The 22,976-nt window shown below is 70.5% G+C and carries 23 protein-coding genes and 1 pseudogene; 11 read left to right on the top strand and 13 right to left on the bottom strand.

Translation table 11 applies throughout. The features are described 5' to 3' along the window. Window positions 1-2: 2 nt before the first annotated feature. On the bottom strand, window positions 3-602 hold the full coding sequence (locus ICW72_RS17740) for a cysteine dioxygenase family protein (RefSeq protein ID WP_191083909.1): 600 nt from the start codon (window positions 600-602) through the stop codon (window positions 3-5). 5 nt (window positions 603-607) lie between these two features. Beyond that, complete coding sequence (locus tag ICW72_RS17735) at window positions 608-1,759, bottom strand: amidohydrolase (protein WP_191083908.1); 1,152 nt, start codon at window positions 1,757-1,759, stop codon at window positions 608-610. 270 nt (window positions 1,760-2,029) lie between these two features. On the opposite strand from ICW72_RS17735, the gene ICW72_RS17730 reads away from it, so the two are divergent. Continuing rightward, complete coding sequence (locus ICW72_RS17730) at window positions 2,030-2,905, top strand: helix-turn-helix domain-containing protein (protein WP_191083907.1); 876 nt, start codon at window positions 2,030-2,032, stop codon at window positions 2,903-2,905. Between the two features lie 7 nt (window positions 2,906-2,912). Here ICW72_RS17730 and ICW72_RS17725 read toward each other — a convergent pair whose 3' ends face one another. The 3 genes from ICW72_RS17725 to ICW72_RS17720 are packed head-to-tail and all read right to left on the bottom strand — an operon-like array spanning window position 2,913 to window position 4,529. After that, window positions 2,913-3,554 carry a metal ABC transporter permease gene (locus tag ICW72_RS17725; RefSeq protein WP_456300169.1) on the bottom strand — a complete coding sequence of 214 codons (642 nt, stop codon included), beginning with the start codon at window positions 3,552-3,554 and terminating at the stop codon, window positions 2,913-2,915. Then, window positions 3,440-3,796, bottom strand: coding sequence for a metal ABC transporter permease (locus ICW72_RS21430; protein ID WP_456300168.1), 357 nt, complete (start codon window positions 3,794-3,796; stop codon window positions 3,440-3,442). Before ICW72_RS21430 ends, ICW72_RS17725 begins: the two co-directional genes overlap by 115 nt. A 4-nt stretch (window positions 3,797-3,800) precedes the next feature. Next, entirely contained in the window at window positions 3,801-4,529 is a 729-nt protein-coding gene (locus ICW72_RS17720) for a metal ABC transporter ATP-binding protein (protein WP_223880665.1), read from the bottom strand. A 179-nt stretch (window positions 4,530-4,708) separates the two neighbouring features. On the opposite strand from ICW72_RS17720, the gene ICW72_RS17715 reads away from it, so the two are divergent. Together ICW72_RS17715 and ICW72_RS17710 are read left to right on the top strand one after the other, a co-directional pair. Continuing rightward, window positions 4,709-5,977: a DUF445 domain-containing protein gene (locus ICW72_RS17715; RefSeq protein WP_223880664.1), complete on the top strand. Its 1,269-nt coding sequence runs from the start codon at window positions 4,709-4,711 to the stop codon at window positions 5,975-5,977. Continuing rightward, window positions 5,974-6,423, top strand: coding sequence for a MaoC/PaaZ C-terminal domain-containing protein (locus ICW72_RS17710; RefSeq protein ID WP_191083905.1), 450 nt, complete (start codon window positions 5,974-5,976; stop codon window positions 6,421-6,423). Before ICW72_RS17715 ends, ICW72_RS17710 begins: the two co-directional genes overlap by 4 nt. Before the next feature lie 63 nt (window positions 6,424-6,486). On the opposite strand, the gene fusA is transcribed toward ICW72_RS17710, so the two are convergent. The 8 genes and pseudogenes from fusA to ICW72_RS17670 form a co-directional block, all read right to left on the bottom strand. Further along, a complete protein-coding gene (gene fusA / locus ICW72_RS17705) occupies window positions 6,487-8,568 on the bottom strand; it encodes an elongation factor G (protein ID WP_191083904.1) in 2,082 nt (693 codons plus the stop codon). Between the two features lie 130 nt (window positions 8,569-8,698). After that, window positions 8,699-9,853: an iron-containing alcohol dehydrogenase gene (locus tag ICW72_RS17700; RefSeq protein WP_191083903.1), complete on the bottom strand. Its 1,155-nt coding sequence runs from the start codon at window positions 9,851-9,853 to the stop codon at window positions 8,699-8,701. Between the two features lie 5 nt (window positions 9,854-9,858). Further along, window positions 9,859-10,839: a Bug family tripartite tricarboxylate transporter substrate binding protein gene (locus tag ICW72_RS17695; RefSeq protein ID WP_191083902.1), complete on the bottom strand. Its 981-nt coding sequence runs from the start codon at window positions 10,837-10,839 to the stop codon at window positions 9,859-9,861. Between the two features lie 136 nt (window positions 10,840-10,975). Then, window positions 10,976-12,177 (bottom strand): annotated as a pseudogene (locus ICW72_RS17690) (pyridoxal phosphate-dependent aminotransferase). An 80-nt stretch (window positions 12,178-12,257) separates the two neighbouring features. After that, complete coding sequence (locus ICW72_RS17685) at window positions 12,258-13,061, bottom strand: ABC transporter permease subunit (RefSeq protein WP_191083901.1); 804 nt, start codon at window positions 13,059-13,061, stop codon at window positions 12,258-12,260. Beyond that, window positions 13,058-13,888, bottom strand: coding sequence for an ABC transporter permease (locus tag ICW72_RS17680; RefSeq protein WP_191086319.1), 831 nt, complete (start codon window positions 13,886-13,888; stop codon window positions 13,058-13,060). The genes ICW72_RS17685 and ICW72_RS17680 overlap by 4 nt, the downstream gene beginning before the upstream one ends. After that, window positions 13,888-14,865, bottom strand: coding sequence for an ABC transporter ATP-binding protein (locus ICW72_RS17675; RefSeq protein WP_223880663.1), 978 nt, complete (start codon window positions 14,863-14,865; stop codon window positions 13,888-13,890). Before ICW72_RS17675 ends, ICW72_RS17680 begins: the two co-directional genes overlap by 1 nt. Window positions 14,866-14,887: 22 nt before the next feature. Beyond that, window positions 14,888-15,991 carry an extracellular solute-binding protein gene (locus ICW72_RS17670; protein ID WP_191083899.1) on the bottom strand — a complete coding sequence of 368 codons (1,104 nt, stop codon included), beginning with the start codon at window positions 15,989-15,991 and terminating at the stop codon, window positions 14,888-14,890. A 200-nt stretch (window positions 15,992-16,191) separates the two neighbouring features. Here ICW72_RS17670 and ICW72_RS17665 point away from each other — a divergent pair, with 200 nt between their 5' ends. The 8 genes from ICW72_RS17665 to trpC all read left to right on the top strand — a co-directional run bounded on the left by ICW72_RS17665 (window position 16,192) and on the right by trpC (window position 22,968). Next, window positions 16,192-16,785 (top strand): hypothetical protein, encoded by a 594-nt coding sequence (locus tag ICW72_RS17665; protein WP_191083898.1) that lies wholly within the window; start codon window positions 16,192-16,194, stop codon window positions 16,783-16,785. A gap of 111 nt (window positions 16,786-16,896) precedes the next feature. Further along, window positions 16,897-19,293, top strand: coding sequence for a glycosyl hydrolase family 28-related protein (locus tag ICW72_RS17660; RefSeq protein WP_191083897.1), 2,397 nt, complete (start codon window positions 16,897-16,899; stop codon window positions 19,291-19,293). Between the two features lie 31 nt (window positions 19,294-19,324). Next, window positions 19,325-19,639 (top strand): hypothetical protein, encoded by a 315-nt coding sequence (locus ICW72_RS17655; RefSeq protein ID WP_191083896.1) that lies wholly within the window; start codon window positions 19,325-19,327, stop codon window positions 19,637-19,639. Window positions 19,640-19,690: 51 nt separating this feature from the next. After that, a complete protein-coding gene (locus tag ICW72_RS17650; protein WP_191083895.1) occupies window positions 19,691-20,065 on the top strand; it encodes a phage tail fiber protein in 375 nt (124 codons plus the stop codon). A 148-nt stretch (window positions 20,066-20,213) separates the two neighbouring features. Continuing rightward, window positions 20,214-20,960, top strand: coding sequence for a Crp/Fnr family transcriptional regulator (locus ICW72_RS17645; protein WP_191083894.1), 747 nt, complete (start codon window positions 20,214-20,216; stop codon window positions 20,958-20,960). Window positions 20,961-21,128: 168 nt separating this feature from the next. Next, entirely contained in the window at window positions 21,129-22,157 is a 1,029-nt protein-coding gene (gene trpD, locus ICW72_RS17640) for an anthranilate phosphoribosyltransferase (protein WP_191083893.1), read from the top strand. Window positions 22,158-22,162: 5 nt separating this feature from the next. After that, on the top strand, window positions 22,163-22,345 hold the full coding sequence (locus ICW72_RS21425; RefSeq protein ID WP_456300167.1) for a hypothetical protein: 183 nt from the start codon (window positions 22,163-22,165) through the stop codon (window positions 22,343-22,345). Beyond that, window positions 22,300-22,968 carry an indole-3-glycerol phosphate synthase TrpC gene (gene trpC / locus ICW72_RS17635; protein WP_456300166.1) on the top strand — a complete coding sequence of 223 codons (669 nt, stop codon included), beginning with the start codon at window positions 22,300-22,302 and terminating at the stop codon, window positions 22,966-22,968. Before ICW72_RS21425 ends, trpC begins: the two co-directional genes overlap by 46 nt. Window positions 22,969-22,976: the final 8 nt, after the last annotated feature.

Below are 22,976 nucleotides of genomic sequence, written 5' to 3'. Positions count from 1 at the left end.
CGTCAGCTCATCACGGCCGGCTCGGCCGAACGGTCCCACAGATTCGGCACCACCGTGTTGGTGTAGCCCGAGATGAAGGGCTTGGCCTCACTGGTCTCGGGGTCGAAGGTGTGGCGGGAGATGGCGCCGATGTTGCCGCCATAGACATGGATGGAGATCGAGGCGCTGTCGGTCAGGGCGTTCGTGACCCAGTGCGCGTCATCCTCCCCGCTGCCCACGCCAACCACCTCGCCGGGGGAAAGGTGGTCCACCTGCCCCGCGCGCATGGGCTGCCCCGGCACCGGGTGCATGGTGGTGCTGACCTCGGCCCCCCACAGCATGCCGACCAGCCCCCAGACCTTGTGGTTGTGAATGGGCGTGCGCTGGCCGATGCCCCAGACAAAGCTGACCACCGAGAAACGCTCGAGCGGATCGCAATGCAGCAGATACTGGCGGTAGGTGGGGCCGGGCTTGGCCAAATCCTCCGGCAGCCAGTCGTCATGGGCGATCAGCGCCTTGAGCAGGGCGCCGCCCTCCTCAAGCCACTCGGCCTCGGAGGGAGAGCGGTCCGCCAGCCGGGTCATGGACTGGACGAAGTTCCGCAGGCGATGGATGCCAGACATGGGCTTCAGCCCTCCGTGAGCGCGCGCTTGGCCACCGTCGCCAGGTAGTTGGCGACGGTGGGGATGATGGCGTCGTTGAAATCATAGGCGGGGTGGTGCAACTCCCGGCCATTGTCGGCCGGGCCATTGCCGATCCAGACGAAGGCGCCGGGCACCTCCTTCAGGAACCAAGCGAAATCCTCGCCCGTCATGGCGGGCGCCATGTCACGGCGGATGGCGGTGACGCTGGCGGCGGCGGCGGCGGCCGTCTCGGCCTCGGCCGCGTGGTTGATGGTGACGGGCACGCCGCGGCGGAACATCACCTCGCAGGTGAGGCCATAGGTGGCGGCGATGCCCTGGCCGATCTCGCGCATGCGGGCCTCGATCAGGTCGCCCACCGCCTCGTCCAGCCAGCGGGCGGTGCCGCGGATCAGGGCGCGGGCGGGCACCTGGTTGGTGGCGGTGCCGCCCTCGGCCACGGTGATGCTGACCACGCCGGACTTCACCGGGTCCACCGCGCGCGAGACGATGGATTGCAAGGCCACGATGGCGTGCCCCATGCCCAGCACCGGGTCGCGCGTCATGTGCGGCAGCGCGGCGTGGCCGGCATGGCCGTCGAAGACCAGCTCGAACCGGGCGCCCGCGGCCATGACGGGGCCGGGATGGATGGCAACGGTGCCCGCCTCCAGCCCCGGCCAGTTGTGCCAGCCGAAGATGCGTTCCATCGGAAAGCGCCGGAACAGCCCGTCCTGGATCATGGAGCGCGCGCCCCCGCCCCCTTCCTCGGCCGGCTGGAAGACGAGGCGGATGGTGCCGCTCCAGCCCGTGTCCTGGTGCAGCAGGGCCGCGGTGGCGAGCAGCGAGGCGGTGTGCCCGTCATGGCCGCAGGCATGCATCACGCCGGGCTTGCGGCTGCGCCAGGGCAGCGTCTCGTCCAGCTCCTGGATGGGCAGGGCGTCCATGTCGGCCCGCAGCCCGACCGAGCGGTTGCCGCCGGCCCGGCGCAGGGTGGCGACCACGCCATGCCCGCCCACCCCCGTCTCGATCTCCGTGACACCCATGGCGCGGAGCTGTTCGACGACGAAGGCGGCGGTTTCGCCCTCGTCGAGCGTCAGTCCGGGGTTGGCGTGGAGATGCCGCCGCCAGGCCGTGGCGGCTTCGTGCAGGGAAGCGTTCATGACACAAAGCTTAGAGCAGATCGCCGGCGGCTGAAATCTGCCCAGGCGGCAAAGCGGGGCCGCCGTGCCACATACCATTTTTGAGGCATTCTAGCTGAAACGGCATTTTCTCTCGCCGGCTTCGATGCTATCTTAAAAGGAATACCGACCCTGGGTTGAAAAATGGTGCGTCGCAGCACCCATGGATGTCCGGATCGGGAGTATCGGCACGGTCTCGCCCCTCCGGATGGGCGCGCCCCCGGACGGCATCAGGACGAGGCACAGGCGGGAATGAAGTTCGCGGACATCGGACAGCAATTGCGGGCCTACCGCATGGAATCCGGCATGCGCGCCGAGGAGATCGCGGCGCGCCTCGGGGTCTCCCGCGCCGCGCTCTACCGCTATGAGAAGGGCGAGGTCATCAAGCTCGAGACCATCCGCCGGCTGGCGGAACTGCTGAAGGTCTCGCCCCTGTCGCTGCTCGGCATCGGCATCGAGTATTTCGCCCGCCCCGGCGCCTTCCAGGAACGTCTGCGCGGTCTGGAGGAACAGGCCGACCAGATGCTGCTGGTGGGCGAGGCCTACAGCCTGCCCATCACGGGCGAGGCCTTCGACGGCGCGCTGGCCGAGGCCTGGACCCAGGCCATCCCCGCCGGCACGGACCGCCTGGTGCAGATCGCGGCCGTGGAGCAGTCGCTCGCCACGCTGGCCGCGCGCAAGCGGGCCTATGCCCAGAAGCGGCCCAACCTGACGGCGGTGCTGAGCGAATCGGCCCTGCTGCGCTTCCTGGAGGAGGGTGTGGCCCCCGGCCTGCATGTGCCCGAGGCCACCCGCACCCGCTGCCGCGAGGCCGCCCGTCACGAGGCCGAGAACCTCGCCCGCCTGATGGAGAACGTGCCCATCGGCCTGCAGATCGGCCTCGCCACCGGCACCCCTCCCAGCGGGTCCTTCCTGGTGCTGCGCGGCCGGGACCGCGCGCATGTCGTCACCGCCCCCATCGCGGCCGACACCCCGCCCGCCGCCATCGCGGGCGTGGCCGGCATCACCGCGGCGGAAGAGGGCGTGGCTGTCCACCAGCGCGTGGCGGAGGCCATGTGGCGCGATGCCATGAAGGGCGCCGCGGCCGCCGAGCGCGTGCGGGAATTGCTGGCGCGCAGCCGGGGGTAGGCGTCCTCTACCCCTCCAGGTGCCGGCGCGGCCACCAGCGCGCCGCCAGCCCCTCCACAGGGCCGAACACCAGCGACACCGCCCAAAGCGCGGCCGCCGCCAGCACGATGGCCGGCCCGCTGGGCACATCGGCGTGGAAGGAGAGCAGCAGCCCCGACAGGGTCGCCGCCAGCGCCACCCCGACCGAGACCAGCACCATGGTCCCCACGCCCCGCGCCCAGTGCCGGGCGGCGATGGCGGGCAGCATCATCAGTCCCACCGCCATCAGCGTGCCCACCGCCTGGAAAGCCGCGACCAGGCTGACCACCACCAGCGCCATCAGCCCCAGATGCCAGGCGCTGCCGCGCACCCCGACTGCGCGGGCGAAAGAGGGGTCGAAGCATTCCAGCACCAGCGGCCGCCAGGCCACGGCCAGGAAAAGAAGGGTGGCGCTGGCCGCGCCCCCCATCATCAGCAGCGCCAAATCATCCACCCCGAGCACCGAGCCGAAGAGGATATGCGTGAGTTCCACGGAGGAGCCGCGCCAGGAGATCATCACCACCCCCACCGCCAGCGCGGCCAGGTAGAGCGCGGCCAGCGCCGCATCCTCCCGCCCGCCCGTCGCGCGGGAGATGGCCCCCGCCCCGATGGCGATGCCCAGGCCGGCCACCAGCCCCCCAGCGCCATGGCCGGCACCGAGAGCCCCGCCAGCAGGAAGCCCAGCGCGACGCCGGGCAGGATGCCATGGGCCAGCACATCGCCCGTCAGGCTCATGCGCCGCAGCATGAGGAAGACACCGAGCGGGGGGGCGGAAAGCGAGAGGGCCAGGCACCCCACCAGCGCCCGGCGCAGGAAGCCGAATTCGATGAAGGGGCCGACGAGGCCCTCCCAGATGGGGCCCGCCCAGATCATCGGCTCAGGCGGCGCGGGCGCAGGGGGCGGCGTCGTCCGCCCAGGCCTCGGCCATCATCCGCGCGCGCAGGCGGTTCTGGGCCGAGAGCACCTCCTCGGTCGGGCCGCAGGCCACCACCTCGCGCGCCAGCAGCAAGGTGGTGGGAAATTCGCGGCGCACGAGGTCGAGGTCATGCAGCACGGCCAGGATGCTTCGCCCCTCGCCATGCCAGCGGCGCACCACCTCCAGCAGGTCGGCCGCGGTGCGGGCGTCCAGCGCGTTGAAGGGTTCGTCCAGCAGGATCACGGGCGCGTCCTGCAGCAGCAGCCGCGCGAAGAGCACGCGCTGGAACTGCCCGGCCGAAAGGCTGCCCACCGGCCGCTTCTCAAAGCCCGACAGCCCCACGGCCGCCAGCGCGTCGGACACACGGCCGGGGTTGGCGATGGGGCGGAAAGCCCCCGCCTCGCCCCACAGGCCCAGCAGCACGGCATCCCGGCAGGAAAGCGGGAAGCTGCGGTCCAGCGCCGAGGCCTGGGGCAGCAGGGCCACCTGGCCCGCGCCCTCGATGCCGCCCTCGGCCGGGACGTGCAGCCCCGCGACCGCGTGCAGCAGCGAGGATTTTCCCGCACCGTTGGGCCCGACCAGCGCCATCTTCTGCCCCGGGGTGAGCCGGAAGCTGACATGGTGCACCGCCGGGTGCCGCCCATGCGTCACCGTCAGGTTCCGCACCGCGAGGTCCTGCGTGGCCCTCACGGCCGCATCGCCCAGAAGATCGCGCCCCACAGCAGCGCCAGCAGCGCGCCCACCCAGATCAGGCGGGGGGCGATGCCAGTGGCGAGGTCGAGCGGGTTGGGGGGGAAGCGCATCACGTTATCTCATAACAGCGTGGGGCCCCGTCGCCAATGCGCCCCGCGCCGGACTATCCTGCGTCCATGGCATCCCCTGACGACGAGCTGCGCCGCGCCCTTGCCCGGCACCGGGCCTTTGCGACCCTCCTGCTGGTGCTGATGGCCGTGCTGATGGTGCTGGCCTACCAGTTCCCGGCCGGCTTCTGGCCGGATTTGCTGGCGGCCTCGGCCAAGGCCGGCGTGGTGGGGGGGTTGGCCGACTGGTTCGCCGTCACCGCCTTGTTCCGCCGGCCCATGGGGCTGCCCATTCCGCACACCGCCATCATTCCGCGCCAGAAGGACCGGCTGGGACGGTCGCTCGGCGGCTTCGTGGCGAACCATGTCTTCACCGAGGCGGAGGTGAAGCGGCTGATCGCGCGGCTGGATGTCGCGGGCATCATCGGCACCTTCCTGGCCAACCCCGCCCACACCCGCCCCGCCGCCCAGGCCCTGGCCGAGGCCCTGCCCCGGTTGCTGGACACGCTGGAGGATGGCCGGGCGCGGCGGCTGCTCATGCGGCTGGTGCCGCGCGTCGCGGGTGGCCCGGGCGGGGCCGCGCTGGTCGCCCGCGCGCTGCGGGCTCTGATCGCGGGCGGGCAGCACCAGGCGGTGTTCGACCTGGCGCTGGGCCAGATGAAGGTGCTGCTGGAAGCGAAGCATGACGACCTGCGCGAAGCCATCAAGCGCCGTGTGCGCGACCAGGGCGGCGCCGTGGTCGGCTGGGCCGCCGGCGCCTATGTGGCCGACCGCGTGCTGGCCGCGGTAAACGCCGAACTCCAGCGCATCGAACCCGGGGATTCCGACCTGCGCGCCGCCTTCGAAGCCTGGCTGGAGGCCGAGATCACGCGCCTGGAGACCGAACCCGAGCGCGCCGCTGCCCTTGGGGCCGCCATCCGCCGCGGCCTGGCGCACCCGACCGTCACGGAATGGCTGACCGATGTCTGGCGCCGCCTGCGCGAGGCGCTGGTGGCCGATGCCCGCAACCCCAGCGGCCGCACGGTGGCGTTGGTCGAGGCCTCCTTTGCCAATGCCGGCACCTTCCTGGCCGAGGATGCGGTGGCCCGCGCGCGCCTCAACGCCGCCATCGAGACCACCTTCGCAAGCCTGGTCCCCACCGCCCAGGACCGACTGGCCGCCTTCATCGCCCAGGTCGTGGCCGGCTGGGATAGCCGTGAGGTCAGCGACAAGATCGAACTGCGGGTGGGCAAGGACCTGCAATACATCCGCATCAACGGCACGCTGGTGGGCTTCCTGGTGGGCGCCGCCCTCTATTTGCTGATCCACTGGCTGAACGAAGGGAGGGTCGCGCATTGAACACGCCGCTGGAGTCATTCGATGAATTGTCGCCGGGGCAGCGCTTCGACTATGGCAGCTTCCGGCTGAGCGAGGCCGAGATCATCGCCTATGCGCGCGACTTCGACCCCCAGCCCTTCCACACCGACCCCGAGGCGGCGCGCGCCGCGCCCCTGTTCGGCGGGCTGGTGGCCTCCGGCCTGCACACCATGGGCATGTGCTTCGGCATGATCATGCGCAGCGGCATCTGGACGCGGATCAGCCTGGGCGGATCAGGCATAGACACGAAATGGCCCGCGCCGCTCCGCCCCGATGAGGAAGTGGCGGTAGCTTCCGTGGTGGAGAGCGTGAAGGCCTCCCGCTCGCGCCCCGAGATGGGTGTGGCGATGGTGCGCCACACCGGCACCCGCTTGGCCGATGGCGTGGTGGTCATTGATATGCTGGGGACGCATTTCCTGAAACGCTGAAATGCGGAAGGGGCCGGAGGTCTCCCCCCGGCCCCTTCTCTTGTTCGCCTGAAGGCGCCAGCGTCAGCCGGCGGCCTTCATGATCTCGTCCGCCACATTGCGCGGCACGGGGTCGTAGTGGTGGAACTGCATGGAGAAGGACGCACGGCCCTTCGTCATGCCACGCAGGTTGGAGATGTAGCCGAACATCTCCTTCAGCGGCACATGCGCGCGGACGATGACCGAGGTGCCGGCCATGTCCTGCGACTGGATGACGCCGCGGCGGCGGTTCAGGTCGCCCACCACGTCGCCCACATGGTCCTGCGGGGTGGTGACCTCCACGTCCATGATCGGCTCCAGGATCACCGGGCCGGCCTTCTTCATGCCTTCGCGGAAGCAGGCCTTGGCGGCGATTTCGAAGGCGAGCGCCGACGAGTCCACGTCATGGTACTTGCCGTCCGAGAGGGTGAACTTGAAGTCCACCGTCGGGAAGCCGGCCAGCACGCCGGTGTCGGCCTGCACCTTGATGCCCTTGTCCACCGCCGGGATGTATTCCTTCGGCACCGCGCCGCCGACCACGGCGTTCACGAACTCGATGCCCGTGTTCCGCTCCAGCGGCTCGAAGGTGATCTTCACCTCGGCGTACTGGCCCGAACCGCCCGACTGCTTCTTGTGGGTGTAGACCTCGGTGTGCGGCTTGGTGATGGTCTCGCGATAGGCCACCTGCGGCGCACCGATGTCGCACTCCACGCCATATTCGCGGCGCAGGCGGTCCACGATGATCTCGAGGTGCAGCTCGCCCATGCCGGACAGGATGGTCTGGCCCGTCTCCTGGTCGGTCTTGAGGCGCAGGCTGGGGTCCTCGCCCGCCAGCTTCTGCAGGCCGAGCGTCATCTTCTCGACCGCTTCCTTGGTCTTGGGCTCGACCGAGATGTCGATCACGGGCACGGGGAAGGCCATGCGCTCCAGCACCACCGGGTCCTCGGCGGAGGCCAGGGTGTCACCGGTCCCGGTGTCCTTCAGCCCCACGAAGGCCGCGATGTCGCCGGCGATGACTTCCTTGATCTCCTCGCGCTTGTCGGCGTGCATCTGGAACATGCGGCCGATGCGCTCGCGGTGGCCCTTGGTCGTGTTCATGACCATGTCGCCCTGGCGCAGCACGCCCGAGTACACGCGCACGAAGGTCAGGTTGCCGTACTTGTCGTTGATGATCTTGAAGGCGAGGCCGGCGAAGGGGCCGTCTTCCTTCACGGGGATGATGCGGCGCTCGGCCGTCTCGTCCTGACCCTCTTCCGGCGCGACCTTGATGCCTTCCACGTCCACCGGGCTCGGCAGGTAGTCGATCACGGCGTCGAGCAGGGGCTGCACGCCCTTGTTCTTGAAGGCGGAGCCACAGAGCACGGGGCGGAATTCGCCGCTCACGGTGCCCTTCTTGATGCAGCGCTTCAGCGTCTCGACGGAGACGTCGCCCTTGTCGAAATACTCTTCCATCGCCGTCTCATCGATGCCGACGGCAGTGTCGAGCAGCTTCTGGCGGTACTCGGCCACGCGGTCGGCCATGTCGGCGGGGATCGGCGCCTCATGGTACTTGGCGCCGAGCTCGTCGCCTTCCCACACCAGGGCCTTCATCTCGACCAGGTCCACCACGCCCTTCAGCGTGTCCTCGATGCCGATGGGCAGCTGCAGCGCGACCCAGTTGATGCCGAGCTTCTCGGTCAGCGTGGCGGCCGCCTTGTAGAAATCGGCGCCGGTGCGGTCGAGCTTGTTGATGAAGATGATGCGCGGGACGTTGTAGCGGTCCGCCAGGCGCCAGTTCGTCTCGGACTGCGGCTGCACGCCGGCCACGCCCTCGATGATGAAGATGGCGCCGTCGAGCACGCGCAGCGAGCGGTTCACCTCGATGTTGAAATCGATGTGGCCGGGGGTGTCGATGATGTTGATGCGGTGGCCATTCCACTCGGCGGTCACGGCCGCGGAGGTGATGGTGATGCCGCGCTCACGCTCCTGCGCCATGTAGTCGGTGGTGGTGTTGCCGTCATGGACCTCACCGATCTTGTGGCTCTTTCCCGTGTAGTACAGGATGCGCTCGGTCGTGGTCGTCTTGCCGGCGTCAATATGCGCCGTGATCCCGATGTTCCGGATCTTTTCGAGAGCGGTGTGTGCCACTGCGGGCCTCCATGCGGCAAAAGCAGGACAACGCCCATCGAGGGGCGCCGCCTGCTCTTCTGAATCGTGGGCAGAGATCTATACGAGGCGGGACATGCACCTTCCCGCCTTTTTTTGCAACCCTCGCCGGCTACAGGGCCAGGCGCAGGATCGCCGCGACATCTTCGGGCCCGCCCACCGGCCGGGGGTTGGTCGCGATGGGCGGGTCGCCCAGCCAGCGCCCGGCCAGGTCCGGGATGTCCGCCTCCGTGATGCCGACCTCGCCCAGCGTCACGGGCAGGCCGAGCCCGCGGATGAAGCCGCGCAGCGCCGCATGGCAGGGCCCGCCGCCGAACAACCTCGCCAATTCCCCCTGGCGCACGCCGTTCACCGCCTCGTTCCACTGCATCACGGCGGGCAGCATCAGGCAGGAGGTGACGCCGTGCGGCACGCCGCGCGCGCCGCCCAGGATATAGCCGATGCCATGGCTCGCCCCCACCGGCACCCCGGCCCAGCCGCCCATCACCGACATCCAGGCCGCCTGCTGGCACAGGGCGCGGGCCGCGCGGTCGTTCGGGTCCCGCGCCACGGCGAGCAGGCCCTCGGCCAACATCCGCAACGCCTGCCAGGAGACGGCGTCCGAGAAGGGTTGGGGGGCGGCCGAGCACCAGCGCTCCGCCCCATGGTCCACCGCCCGGATGCCGGAGGAGAGGAAGAGCTCCGCCGGCGTCTCCATCACCGCCTCGGGGTCCAGGATGACGCTGCGTGGCACCATCCAGGCCTCCAGCAGCCGGTATTTCCGGCCGGCCACCGTGTCGGTCACACCCGCATGGGGCGCGAATTCCGCGGCCGAGAGGGTGGTGGGCACGGCCACGATGCGGGGTCTCGGGGGCGCCCCCTCCCATGCGCCGGGATGCGCGGCGCGGCCGGCCGCCGCCCCCGTCACATCGGCCACGGCACGGAAGCCCCGCCACACGCCCTGGCAGGCCACCTTGCTGCCATCCACCACCGAACCACCGCCCACCGCCACCACCAGGTCGGCGTCGGTCTCGACCAGCAGGGCGGTCAGCGCCAGCACATCCTCGATGGGACTGTGGGCGCGCATGCGGGCAAAGGTCCCGGCCAAGGCAGAGCCGATGGCGCGGCGGGCCTCGGCGACAATGCGGCTGTCCGCGAGCGAGCGGGTGGTGACCAGCACGACGCGGCGCGCGTCCGTGATCTCGGGCGGAAGCGCCTCGGAGAGCGGCGCGCCGTGGCGCACCCTCTCCTGCGCGGGCCAGCGATGGATGCCGGGGGTGATGGCCATGGCGCTCAATCCACCCGCGCGCCGGCGGCGCGGACCACCTCCGCCCAGAAGGGGATTTCCTCGGCGATGAAGGCGTCGAAGGCGGCGGGCGATTCCGAGGCCAGGCCCTGCAGCCCCTCCCGCGCCAGGCGCTCGCGCACGCCCGGGTCGGCGGTGATGCGGCGCGCCGCCTCGAAGACGCGCTGGCGGATGGGTTCGGGCAGGCCGGCCGGCGCCCAGAGCCCCCACCACCCGCCGATGTTCAAGCCGGGCAGCCCTTCCGTGCCGGTGCCGGGAATGCCCTCGATGACGGGCGAGGCCTCGCGCGTGGTCAGCGAAAGCGCCCGCAGCTGGCCGCCCCGCACCGGCGGCAGCGCCACGGGCGGCGTGCCGATCAGCAGTTCCACATCGCCCGAGAGCACGGCCTGGAGTGAGGGTGCGCCGCCGCGGAAGGGCACATGTGTCAGGTTGATGTTGGCGGCCTTCGCCAGCATGACGCCCGCCAGGTGCGAGGGCGTGCCATTGCCCGGTGTGGCATAGTTCCACCGTCCCGGCTCCGCCCGCACCCGCTCGATCAATTGCGCCAGCGTCGTGATGCCAAGCTGCGGCCGCACGGCCAGGATGGTGGGCAGGTCGGTCAGCCGCGTGATGGCGGTGAAATCGCGCACCGGATGAAAGGGGATGCGGGCATAGAGGGCCGGGTTCACCGCATGGCTGAAATTGCCGCCCAGAAGCAGGGTGTGGCCATCGGGCTCGGCCCGCGCCACGGCTTCTGAGGCGATGTTGGAACCCGCGCCGGGCCGGTTGTCCACCACCACGGCCTGGCCCAGCGCCTCGCGCAGCGGCTCGCTGAGGGTGCGGGCGATGAAGTCACCGGAGCCGCCGGGTGGGAAGCCCACCACGAGGCGGACGGGCCGCGTGGGCGACCAGGATTGGGCGATAGCCAGGTTCGGGGCAGCAAGCAGCGCGGCACCGGCAGCGCCGAGGGCGCGGCGGGAGATGGGCATGGACGTTCCTCCGAGGGGCTTCTTGGCCGGGGAACACGCCCGGCCCCGGAAGCTTCGGCCAGGGGCCCTGCCCGCGCAACCCGCGCGGAGAATGGGATGCGGCGGCATGACCCGCCGCATCCAGGTCAGCGCTGCTTCACTTCAATCCTTTGCAGAAGCGCTGGATGCGCGTGCAGGCCTCGACCAGCGTCGCGTCATCGGTCGCGTAGCTGATGCGGAAATGGCCGGGGAACATGAAGGCCGAGCCGTGGACGGCGGCGACACCCTCCTCCTCCAGCAGCGCCTCCACGAAATCGGCGTCGGTCTCGATCTTGCGCCCACCGGCCGAGGTCTTGCCCAGGCAGCCATGCAGCGAGGGGAAGACATAGAAGGCGCCCTCAGGCTTGGCGCAGCGCAGGCCAGGCGCCTGGTTCAGCATATCCACCACCAGGTTGCGGCGGCGCTGGAACACCTCGCCCATCGCGGCCACGCTGTCCTGCGGGCCATCCAGCGCCTCGATCGCCGCGGCCTGGCTGACGCTGCTGGTGTTCGACGTGCTCTGCCCCTGCAGCTTGTCCATGGCCTTGATGAGCGCCACCGGCGCGCCCGCGAAGCCGATGCGCCAGCCCGTCATGGCATAGCCCTTGGAGCAGCCATTCATCGTGATGGTGCGGTCGCGCAGGCGGGGTTCCACCTGCACGATGGTGGCGGGCTTGAAGCCGTCGAAAGCCAGCTTCTCATAGATGTCGTCGGTGAAGATCCACACATCGGGGTGGCGCAGCAGCACGTCGGTGAGCTTCTTCAGCTCCTCCGCGCTGTAGGCCGCGCCCGTGGGGTTGCAGGGGTTGTTGATGATCAGCCACTTGGTCTTGGGCGTGATCGCCGCTTCCAGCTGCTCGGCCGACATCTTGAAGCCGGAATTCTGCCCGCAGGGGACGAAGACGGGCGTGCCCTCGGCCAGTGCCACGATGTCCGGATAGCTCACCCAGCAGGGGGTGGGGATGATGGCCTCGTCGCCCGGGTTGATGGTGGCCAGCAGCGCGTTGAAGATCACCTGCTTGCCGCCGGTGGTGACGATGATCTCCTCGGGCGAGTACTCGATGCCGCTGTCGCGCTTGAACTTCCGCGCCACCGCCTGCCGCAGCGCCATGGTGCCGGCCACGTCGGTGTATTTCGTCTCGCCGCGCTCGATGGCCGCGATGGCCGCGTCCTTGATGTTGCGGGGGTGTCGAAATCGGGCTCGCCCACCGAGAGGCTGATCACATCCTTGCCGGCCGCCTTCAGCGCGCGGGCCTTGCCGGTGATGGTGATGGTCTGGGAGGGCGAGATGCGGTCGAGACGATCGGCGGTGAGGTTCATATCCGTCCAGGTCCTGGCGTGGAGCTGATTCACGGTTTTGGCGTGCCCGCCAAAGCCGATCAGGCTCCAGGACGCGGACCCTATTCCCGTGACGGAGGGGTTTCAACCCGCGCCCACCCCTTGGCGGCGATGGCAAAGGCCAGAAGCAACGCCGCGGCCGCCCCCAGGAGCAGGCTGGCCAGCGCATTGGCCTCGGGCGTCAGGCCCAGCCGCAAGGCGGAGAAGAGATAGACCGGCAGGGTCGTGGCGCCGGGGCCGGAGACGAAGCTCGCCAGGACCACATCATCCAGGGACAAGGTGAAGGCCAGCCCCCACCCCGCCAGCAGCGAGGGCGTGATGAGCGGCAGGGTGATGGTGCGGAAGATGGTGAAGGGCCCCGCACCCAGATCCGCCGCCGCCTCCTCCAGCCGCGGGTCGAGCGCGGCCAGGCGCGCCTGCACCAGCACCGCGACGAAGGCCATGCCGAGCGCCGAATGCGCGAGCCAGACGGTCATGGCCCCACGCTGGGCGGGCCAGCCCGTCAGCCCCTGCAAGCCCACGATGAGCAGCAGGAAGGCAAGGCCCATCACCACCTCGGGCAGCACCAGCGGCGCACCCGCCAGGGCGCCAAACAGCGGGCGCCCGCGAAACGGCCCATGCCGCGCCAGCACCCAGCCGAGCACCAGGCCCAGCAGCGTGGCCAGCGTGGCGGCGGCGGCGGCGATCCGCAGCGAAAGCCAGGCGGCCTCCAGCAGCCGTTCATTCGCGGCCAGGGCATGGAACCAGCGGAGGGAAAAGCCGCCCCAGATGTAGGGCGTGCGACCATCCGAGAAGGCATAACCCACCATCAGCGCGATGGGCGCCCAGAGGAAGAACAGGCCGAGAAAGAGGGCCGCGCGCCTCATCGCGCCGCCAACCGCTGGAAGGCGGCCAGGGGCAGCAGCAGCAGGGCCAGCAGCGCGGTGGCCAGGGCGGCCGCCACGGGCCAGTCGAGGGTCTGGAAGAATTCCTGCCAGATGGCGCGCCCCACCAGCAGCGCCTCCGGCCCGCCCAGCAGTTCCGGGATCACCACCTCGCCGGCGGCGGGGATGAACACCAGCAGAAAGGCGGCCGCCAGCGCGGGGGCGGCCAAGGGCAGCGTGATGGTGAACAGCACCCGCCACCGCCCGGCGCCGAGGTCGGCCGCCGCCTCCTCCAGCGTCAGGTCGCGCCGCGCGAGGCTGGCGTAGAGGGGCAGCACGGCGAAGGGCAGATAGGCATGGACCATGCCGAGGATCATCGCGCCCTCGGTGTGGAGCATCCGCAGCGGCGCCTCGATCAGCCCGAGCTTCATCAGCATGCCGTTCACCCAGCCCGAATCCCGCAGCAGCCCCACCCAGGCCGAGACCCGCAGCAGGAAGCCCGTCCAGAAGGGCAGCAGCACGAGTGCGAGCCAGGTGAATTGCCGCGCGGGTGGGACGGCCGCGATGCCCATGGCCATGCCGAAGCCCAGCACCAGGCAGAGCGTGGCCGTGAGGAAGGCAAGCCGCAGCGACTGCCACAGCGCGTCACGATAGAAGGGATCGGACAGCACCAACCCCCAGGCCTCCAGGCTGCCCTGCCAGCCCGAGGCACCCCAGGGCGGGATCACCGGCGGCACGCCAGAGGTGGCGGTGCTGAAGCCCATGGCCAGCACGATCAACAAGGGCGCGGCCACCAGCACCCCCAGCGCCAGCCAGCCCGCCGCGCGCATCACGCGGAAAGCGGCGCCAGGGCGGACGCCTCCCAGCCCAAAGCCACGCGCTGGCCCGGTTCGGGCGCGGCCTGGCCGGCCACCAGCACCACGCGCAGCGACAGCCCGCCCGGCGCGCGCGCCAGGACCAGGGTATCCGCGCCGCGGAAGGCGACCTCCTCCACCAGGGCCTCGGTGCCGTTGCGGACGGGGGCGGCCGGCAGCAGGGCGATGCGCTCGGGCCGCAGCGCATAGGCGGGCGCGGGTGTCGCGGCGTCGAGCGGCACGGAGCCCCCCGCCTCCAGGATGTTCGCGGCGCCCAGGAAGCGCGCCACCGCCCGCGTGGCCGGGCGTTCATACAGCGCGCGCGGCGTGTCGAACTGGGCGATGCGCCCGGCATCGAGCAGCGCCACGCGGTCGGCCAGGGCCAGGGCCTCGGCCTGATCATGCGTCACCATCACGAAGCTGGCGCCCGTGCGACGTTGCAGGGCGCGCAGTTCCAGCCCGGTGCGTTCGCGCAGCCCGGCATCCAGCGCGGCCAGGGGTTCGTCCAGCAGCACCAAGGCGGGGCGGCGGGCCAGGGCGCGGGCCAACGCCACGCGCTGCTGCTGCCCGCCCGAAAGCTGGGAGGGCCGGCGGCGCTCCAGCCCTTCCAGCCGCAGCAGCCCCACCAGTTCGGCCACGCGGGCGCCGATGTCACGCGCATCCATGCCGGCGCGGCGCAGCCCGTAGGCGATGTTCGCCGCCACATCCATGTGCGGGAACAGCGCATAGGACTGGAACATCATCGCGACATCGCGCGCCTGCGGCGGCAGGGCGGTGATGTCCTGGCCGTCCAGATGGATGCGCCCCGCATCGGGCCGGTCGAACCCCGCCACCAGCCGCAGCAGCGTGGACTTGCCCGAACCCGAGCCGCCCAGCAGCGCCACGAATTCCCCCGCCCCCACCTCGAGGCTGAGCGCATCCAGCGCCACCGCCGCACCGAAGCGGCGGGTCACGTCCTCCAGGCGCAGCAGGGCGTCAGCGCCCCGCGCGGAAGCGGGCCCAGACGCGGGCACGGGCACGTTCCCCCGCCGCGGCGGGGGTGCCGGCCACGAAGCTGGCGGCCAGCGTGGCGGTGTCGGGATAGACGGAGCTGTCCTCGCGGATCTCGGCCGCCAGCAGGGGCAGGCTGCCCGGCACCGCGTTGGGATAGCCCACCTGGGTGGTGATGGCGGCCATCACATCGGGTTGCAGCACGAAGTTGATGAAGGCGTGGGCGGCCTCAGGGTTTGGCGCGTCGGCCGGGATCGCCATCACGTCGAACCAGAGCTGGGCGCCCTCGCGCGGAGCGACATAGGTGATGGTGTGCCCGCGGTTGGTCTCCGCCGCGCGGCCCGCGGCCTGGATCACATCGCCCGAGAAGGCGAAGGCCAGGCAGATCTCGCCGGCCGCCAGCGCCTCCAGCAGCGCGGGCGGCGAGGGGATGGAGCGCAAGTAGGGGCGGATGGCGAGAAGCGCGCGCTGGGCGGCCTCCAGCTCGGCCGGCGCCACGCTGTCGGGGCTGAAGCCCAGATGGCGCAGCACGCTGGGCAGCACGTCGCCCGCACTGTCCATCACCGCGATGCCGCAGGGGGCGATGCGGCGCGCATGCCGCGGGTCAAGCAGCAGGGCAAGGCTGTCCAGCGGCGCGTCGGGGGCCAGTGCGCGGATGCGCTCGGCATTCATGCCCAGCCCGATGCTGCCCCAGAGGTAGATCAGCCCGTGCCGGTTGCCCGGGTCCACATTCGCCACGCGGGCCATCAGCGCCGGGTCGAGGTTCGCCGCGTTGGGAATGCGCGCCATGTCGAGCGGCCGCAGCGCGCCCGCACGCAGCAGGCGGGCAAAGGTGGGCTCGGCGGTGGGGACGATGACGTCATAGCCGGAGCGGCCCGCGGACAACTTTCCTTCCAACGCTTCCAGCGTGTCGAAGACATCGTAGCGTACGCGAATGCCGGTCTCGGCCGTGAAACGCTCGATCACGGCGGGGTCGATGTAGTCGGTCCAGTTGTAGACGTTCACCACCTGCTGCTGGGCGGGGGCCGGTGCGCCCGGCAGCGCGGCGAGGGCCAGGGCGGCGACGGCGGCAAGGAGGATGCGGCGCATGGACCATGTCTCCGGCTGGGGCGCCCTCGCTCATGCAACAAGGGATGGGCGGCGTCCATACCTGAATATATTCCTTGACTGCGGCAGGAATTCATTCTATTTCGGCCAGGCCAAGGGGCGAATTGCGCCCGCATGGCATCCCCCATTCCCCGCCCGACGCCCCAGCACCGCGCCCCCCGCGCGGGAGGAGATGCACGCCCATGCCCTTCGCGCCCACCGCCCTCACCCCCGTCTTCCAGTCGCAGAGCTTCAGCCTGTGGCACTACCGCAGCACCGACACGCGCGACCAGATCACGACCGTGGGTTACTTCGCCCCCGCCCGCACGCAGCTGCGGGTGGGCGACGTGATCATCGCCCAGGCCTCGGACGCGCTCTCCATCCTGCCGGTCCGCAGCAACGCCGTCATCGGGACGGGTGTGAACCTCGACGGCGCGGTGGCGCCGATCGCCCTGACGCGCACCGTCGCCAAGTCCTTCCAGTTCGTGCAGCAGGCGAGCGCGGTGGTCACCACCATCATCCTGGCACCCCTGCTGGCGGGGCTGATCGCGGGCACCTCCATCCCGGTCTCGGCGCAGGTGGTGGGCCCCATCAGCCAGGTGGTCGTCTCGATCCGTGACGCGCAGGGGCAGCTTGTCCCCCCGCGCAGCTGGTGGACGTGTCGCAGGGCTTCGCCACCACCACCCTGCCCACGCCGCCCGTCGGCACCGGCTACCGGCTTCGTGTCGAGGACGCCGGCGACAGCGGCGTGGCCGCCATCTCCTCCAGCTTCAACATCCTGCCCGACCTGCGGCTGATCCTCACCGAGGCCGGCGTGAAGCTGCTCCAGGAGGACGGATCGGCCATCGCCCAGGGCTGAGCCACCGCCGCCGCCCTTCCCCCAAGCGCCCCAGCCCGGACGGAGCCCCATGCCCGACCTCAAGATCAGTGAGCTGCCCGCAGCCACGACCCTCAACGACGCGGATATCACCGCGCTCGTCCAGCCCAGCCCCAACACCACCCGCCGCGCCACGATGGGTCAGCTTCGCCGCCAGCTGCTGACCGACCGCGGCGTGGACGTGCGCGACTTCGGCGCGGTGGGCAATGGCGTGGCGAACGACGCGCCCGCCATCCAGGCCGCCATCAATGCGCTCGGCAGCGCGGGCGGCGTGGTGAACCTCGGTGCGCGCACCTATCGCCTCGCCTCGGCCATCGTCGTGAACAGCGGTGCCATCCGCCTGGTGGGACAGGGTTTCAACGAGGGCGGGAGCCCCGGCGCGGGCACCTGGCTCACGGTGGACCAGACGAACTTCACGCCTTTCACCTTCAGCACGACGGCCGCACGCGGCTCGGCCGTCGTGAACCTCGCCGTGCGCCAGACGCACAGCGCGGCGCAGGACGCCTCCTGGGCCCCCACCGCCTATGACTGGTTCTTCCGCGTCGAGAACTGCCTGGGCGGCGTGGACTTCGACAACATCCTGCTCTCGGGCATCAACCGCGGCATCTTCATCCGCAATTCCGGCCGCGCCGACCTCAGGCGCATCCGGGGCCAGGTCTTCACCGCCGGCATCGAGATCGACGAATCCTTCGACACCGCGCGGCTGATGAACATCCACTTCTGGCCCTTCTGGTCGGCGAACAACAACGTGGTGCGCTGGCAGCAGAACAATGGCGACGCGATGATCTTCCGCCGCGTGGACGGCATCTTCATCGACCAGTCCTTCGTCCTCGGCTACCGGACGATGTTCCGCTTCTCCAGCTCGGCCGCGGGCTTCACGCAGAAATTCTCGATCGGCCAGGCCTATGCCGATTTCGTGCGCCACGGCGTGCTGGTCGAGGCGAACGGCACCGACGGTCAGATCGACAGCATGACCGTGCAGTGCGAGCTCTTCAACGCGGCCGGCGCGCCGCTGCCCGGCTCGGTCGGCATCATGCTCAATGCCAATTCGAGCCGCATCCAGATCGCGAACCTGCGCGTGGATGACGCGGAGGACAACGCGATCCGCCTCGAGCAGCATTCCAACCGCCTCGACATCGGCGCGCTGCGCGTCGTGAACTTCAACCTGCGCGCCAATGGCGCCTCGGCCATCCACCTGGTGAACGCCACGACCGGCGTGCCCAACCGCGTGAATCTCGGCAGCAATCCTCTGCTCCAGACGGCGGTCATGGGCCCCTTGTTCAACGCCGGAACCAATGGTTCGGTCGGTGTGCTGGGGCCCGCGGGCGAAACCGCGAGACCGGGCATCGCCGTGGGCGAGGCAGGCACGGGCCTCTCGATGCCCACACCAGGCGTGCTTGCGGTGAGCAGGGCCGGCGTCGAGGTGCTCAGAGCGGACGGCACATCGGTCAGCCTTGGCGCCGCCCCGGGAAGCCATGGCCTGGAGGTCCTGACGCCCAGCGGCAGCATCAACCGCATGCAGGCGCAGGGCGGGCCGACCGGAACGCCGGGGCGCGTCGGATGGATCGCGTCTGGCGCGGACGCGAACATCGATGTCGTCGTGGGCCAGGCCAAGGGCAGCGGCGCCCTGTTGGCGCAGTTTCCCGACGGGGCCACCACGGGCGGCAATGCGCGCGGCGCGCAATCCGTGGACCTGCAGGTGTCCCGGACGGCCGCCGCGCAGGTGGCATCCGGCGCCAACAGCACCATCAGCGGCGGGTCCAACAACACCGCATCGGGCACCAATTCGGTGGTGGCTGGCGGCATATCCAATGCCGCGACAGGGACCAATTCGAGCATTGGAGGGGGCAACACCAATCAGACCGGAAGTGCTGGCGCGTGGGTTCCGGGTGGTGAACGGGCCAACACGCGAAACATCCTCGGCCGAGGCGCTTGGGCGTCGGGACGCTTTTCGAGTGAAGGTGACGCACAGGCGGGCGAACATGTCTTGCGTCAGCTCACTACTGACGCCGTGCCTGCTCGCGTCACAGCCAACGCGTCGGCAGCCACCGGGGTAAACTCGGCCAACCTGCCGAACAACGCCACCTATCGCATCAAGGCCCTGGTGGTCGCGCAGCAGACCGGGGGCAGCGCCGGCACCGTGGGCGACTGTGCCTCATGGGAGGTCAACCTCCTGGTCAAGCGCGGCGCCAACGCGGCAGCCACGTCCTTCGTGGGTGGCCAAACCACGACGACCGCGCCCGCGCTGGCTTCCATCGTGGCGGGAACACCCTTCGCGCCCGGATTGCGCGACGCGGGGGCGGCCAACTGGCGGCTGACGGTGTCTGCCGACACCAGCTTCGGCGGCCCGGACTTCACCGTCACCGGCGAGGCGAACAAGACCATCCGCTGGGTGGCGCGGATCATGAGCGTCGAGGTCAGCGTCTGACACCATCCATCCCCCCCCACAGGAGAATCTCATGGCCCTGCTTCAACCCATCGAACTGCCGCAGACCGGTGTCACGGCCTCATATTGGCGCATCACCCATATCCAGATGGATTGCGGCGCGCGCGTCACGGAGGCGCAGCTGCACGGCTACCTGGACGAAGACGCCCGCCGTGCCGGGCGCGCGCCGTTGCACCACATCCCTTTCCGCTTCGAGGCGGACGCCCTGCCGGACCACTTCACCATCTCGGTGGCGGATCTCTATCGCGCCATCCGCGAGGCGCCAGGCGAGCTGGACGCGGCGGGCAAGCCGCTGCCGTCGCGCTTCCATGACGCGGCAGATGCCTGAGCGCCGCATTCCCCCCGCTTCTTCCAACCTCCCGCATGAGGATCTCCCCATATGAGCTCGCTGACCGACCACGGCCGCAACATCCTCGCCCGTGCCCTCTGCGGCCGCCTGCCCGTCCTGCCCAACCAGGTGTTCCTGGCGCTGGGCAGCGGCGGCAGCGTGGCCGCCGGGCTGGCGGGTGAGCCGGTGGGCAATGGCTACGCCCGCCAGCGCGTCACCTTCACCGGTACCGGCAACCAGCAGAATGCCGAACTGGTGCGCTTCACCTTCACCGGCGCGGCCGGCACCTTCACCCATGTGGGGCTGTTCGACGCCTCCTCGGGCGGCAATGCGCTGACCTGGTCGCCGCTTGCGCAGAACGTGACCGTGGGCGGGCCGGGCACGGTCACCATCAACCCGGGCGGCCTGACCATGACCGGCACCTGAGCCGTGCAAGGGGCGCCGCGCCTGGCTTGCCGGGGCGGGCCGGCGCCCCAGCCATGCCAATTCTTGTTGACAGCCCGCGCATTCGCTCAGGTTGAAACTCAGGTAAGCTTTGACTTATGCTCCCCCTCGGTGTGGGAGGCTGTGTTTCGTGAATCCATTGGACTCAGCGCGCTGGTCGGGAAGCGAACCTCGCACCCAGGACCCTTGCCTCGGCTGCGCCAGCAAGCGCTTCGGCATCTGCCATCCGCTGGACGCCTCGGCGCTGGATGAGATCTCCCACGACAGCGACCGCCACTGCCTGCCGGCCAAGAGCGTGCTGTTCCGCGAGGGTGACACCGCCACGCGCAGCTACAGCGTGCTGGAGGGCACCGTGAAGCTCAGCCGCCTGCTGCCGGACGGGCGTCAGCAGGTGGTGGGCTTCCGCTTCCGTGGCGATCTGGTGGGCTACACCGCCGGCCCCACCTATCCTTTCGACGCTGAGCTGCTGACCCCAGGCCAGTTCTGCCGCATCGAGCGCGGGCGTCTCGACACATTGCTGCGTCGCTATCCCTTGATGGAGCGCCGCGTGCTGGACATGTGCCTGGGCGAACTGGCGGCGACGCAGGAACACCTCGTCACCGTCGCCCGCCGTTCGGCGGAATCGCGCGTGGCGGCCTTCCTGCTCGGGCTTTCCGAGGCGCATCGTCGCCGCGGCCTCGCCCAGGCCGATCTGCCGATGCCCATGACCCGCGGCGATATCGGCGATTTCCTGGGCCTTACGCTCGAGACCGTCAGCCGAACCTTTACGGCCTTCAAGCGCGCCGGCTGGATCGCGGAGCCGGGCGGGCAGAAGCTGCGCATCCTGGACATGGGCATGCTGCAATCCCTCGCCGCCGGAGAGATGGCGGACATCTGACGCCGCCCCCATCCCTTGACCCCCATCCCTTGACCCTCTGCCCCGCCCGCGCGAAGAACCGCGCGGGGGCGCGCCAGCATGGCCGGCGGCCATGACGCGACGAATGGGCGGAGGACAGGCTTTCATGCACGACCCATCGGCGGGCCAGCGGGCCCGGGCCACGCGGCCATGAACGGGCTCAAGCCCGTGCTGGCGCGCCTGGCCGAAGGTGCCCGCCTCGCGGAATCCGAAGCCGAGGCCGCCTTCGGCGTCATCATGGCCGGCGAGGCCACGCCCGCGCAGATCGCGGGCATGCTCATGGCCATGCGCGTGCGCGGCGAGACGGTGGCGGAACTGACCGGCGCCGTGCGCGCCATGCGCGCCCACATGATCCCGGTGGAAGTCCCGCCCGATGCCATTGATGTGGTGGGCACGGGCGGCGATGCCTCCGGCAGCCTGAACATCTCCACCGCCAGCGCCATCGTCGTGGCGGGCTGCGGCGTGCCGGTGGCCAAGCATGGCAACCGGGCGCTCTCCTCGAAATCGGGGGCCGCGGATGCGCTGGCCGCACTCGGCGTGAACCTCGACGTGCCCCTGCCCCGCCTGCCGCGCGTGCTGGCCGAGGCGGGCATCTGCTTCCTGCTGGCCCCCCGCCACCATGCGGCACTTCGCCATGCCGGCGGCGCGCGGGCGGAGCTGGGCACGCGCACCATCTTCAACCTGCTGGGGCCGCTGGCCAATCCGGGCCGGGTGAAGCGCCAGATGACGGGCGCCTTCAGCACCGCCTGGCTGCGCCCCATGGCCGAGGCCCTGGCACGGCTCGGCACCGAGCGCGCCTGGGTGGTGCATGGCCAAGGTCTGGACGAGATCGCGCTGTCGGGCCCCACGCATGTCGTCGAGCTGGACCAGGGCCATTTCCGCGAGTTCACCGTCAGCCCCGCGGATGCCGGCCTGGACGAAGCGCCACCCGAGGCCCTGCGCGGCGGCGACCCGGCCGAGAACGCGGCGGCACTCCGCGCCGTGCTGGAAGGGGCGCCGGGCGCCTATCGCGACGTGGTGCGCCTCAATGCGGGAGCGGCCCTTGTCGTGGCGGGCCGGGCGGCCGATCTTCGGGAGGGCGCGGCGATGGCCGCCGCCTGCCTGGACGAAGGCCGCGCGCGTGCGACACTGGACCGCCTCATCCGCGCCACCGCCCCCACCGAACCCGAGTTGGCCTGAGCATCATGGACACGAACTCCACGCCTGACGTCCTCATCCGCATCCTGGCCGACAAGGCGGAGGAGGTGGCCGCCCGCATGGCCGACACTTCCGTGGCCGAGATGGAGCGCGCCGCCCGCCACGCCGAGCCCCCCGCGACTTCGTGGGCGCGCTGTGCAGCGCGGTGGCCGAGGGCCGCACCGGGCTGATCGCGGAGGTGAAGCGCGCCTCGCCCTCGGGCGGGCTGATCCGCGACCCCTTCGAGCCCGCCGAACTGGCGAAGGCCTATGCCGCGGGCGGTGCCTCCTGCCTGTCCGTCCTGACGGATGGGCCGCATTTCCAGGGCAGCCCCGCCCATCTCAAGGCCGCCCGCGCCGCCTGCACCCTGCCGGTGCTGCGGAAGGACTTCATGATCCATCCCTTCCAGGTGCATGAGGCCCGCGCCATGGGGGCGGATGCCATCCTGCTCATCATGGCCGCCCTCACCGACGAGATGGCGGTCGAGCTGGAAGCCATCGCCCATTCGCTGGACATGGCCGTGCTGGTCGAGGTGCATGACGCGCCGGAGCTGGAACGCGCGCTGGGCCTGCGCACGCGCCTGATCGGGGTGAACAACCGCAACCTGCGGACCCTGGTGACCGACCTCGGCACCAGCGAGACGCTCATCCCCATGATCCCGCCCGACCGCATTCCCGTGGCGGAATCCGGCATCCGCACCGCCGCCGATGTGAAGCGCATGGCCGCCGCCGGCGCCAACTGCATCCTGGTGGGCGAGCACCTGATGCGCCAGCCCGACGTGACGGCCGCGACCCGCGCGCTGATCGGCCCCTGAGGGAGCGC

Source organism: Roseococcus microcysteis, from assembly GCF_014764365.1.
Taxonomy (GTDB): domain Bacteria; phylum Pseudomonadota; class Alphaproteobacteria; order Acetobacterales; family Acetobacteraceae; genus Roseococcus; species Roseococcus microcysteis.
This window is presented reverse-complemented; position numbering and strand designations above follow the sequence as displayed.

Coding starts and splice junctions, on each gene's coding strand:
- ICW72_RS17740 (WP_191083909.1), bottom strand. CDS start 602: ATGTCTGGCATCCATCGCCTGCGGAACTTCGTCCAGTCCATGACCCGG.
- ICW72_RS17735 (WP_191083908.1), bottom strand. CDS start 1,759: ATGAACGCTTCCCTGCACGAAGCCGCCACGGCCTGGCGGCGGCATCTC.
- ICW72_RS17730 (WP_191083907.1), top strand. CDS start 2,030: ATGAAGTTCGCGGACATCGGACAGCAATTGCGGGCCTACCGCATGGAA.
- ICW72_RS21430 (WP_456300168.1), bottom strand. CDS start 3,796: ATGATCTGGGCGGGCCCCATCTGGGAGGGCCTCGTCGGCCCCTTCATC.
- ICW72_RS17715 (WP_223880664.1), top strand. CDS start 4,709: ATGGCATCCCCTGACGACGAGCTGCGCCGCGCCCTTGCCCGGCACCGG.
- ICW72_RS17700 (WP_191083903.1), bottom strand. CDS start 9,853: ATGGCCATCACCCCCGGCATCCATCGCTGGCCCGCGCAGGAGAGGGTG.
- ICW72_RS17695 (WP_191083902.1), bottom strand. CDS start 10,839: ATGCCCATCTCCCGCCGCGCCCTCGGCGCTGCCGGTGCCGCGCTGCTT.
- ICW72_RS17685 (WP_191083901.1), bottom strand. CDS start 13,061: ATGAGGCGCGCGGCCCTCTTTCTCGGCCTGTTCTTCCTCTGGGCGCCC.
- ICW72_RS17680 (WP_191086319.1), bottom strand. CDS start 13,888: ATGCGCGCGGCGGGCTGGCTGGCGCTGGGGGTGCTGGTGGCCGCGCCC.
- ICW72_RS17670 (WP_191083899.1), bottom strand. CDS start 15,991: ATGCGCCGCATCCTCCTTGCCGCCGTCGCCGCCCTGGCCCTCGCCGCG.
- ICW72_RS17665 (WP_191083898.1), top strand. CDS start 16,192: ATGCCCTTCGCGCCCACCGCCCTCACCCCCGTCTTCCAGTCGCAGAGC.
- ICW72_RS17660 (WP_191083897.1), top strand. CDS start 16,897: ATGCCCGACCTCAAGATCAGTGAGCTGCCCGCAGCCACGACCCTCAAC.
- ICW72_RS17655 (WP_191083896.1), top strand. CDS start 19,325: ATGGCCCTGCTTCAACCCATCGAACTGCCGCAGACCGGTGTCACGGCC.
- ICW72_RS17650 (WP_191083895.1), top strand. CDS start 19,691: ATGAGCTCGCTGACCGACCACGGCCGCAACATCCTCGCCCGTGCCCTC.
- trpD (WP_191083893.1), top strand. CDS start 21,129: ATGAACGGGCTCAAGCCCGTGCTGGCGCGCCTGGCCGAAGGTGCCCGC.
- ICW72_RS21425 (WP_456300167.1), top strand. CDS start 22,163: ATGGACACGAACTCCACGCCTGACGTCCTCATCCGCATCCTGGCCGAC.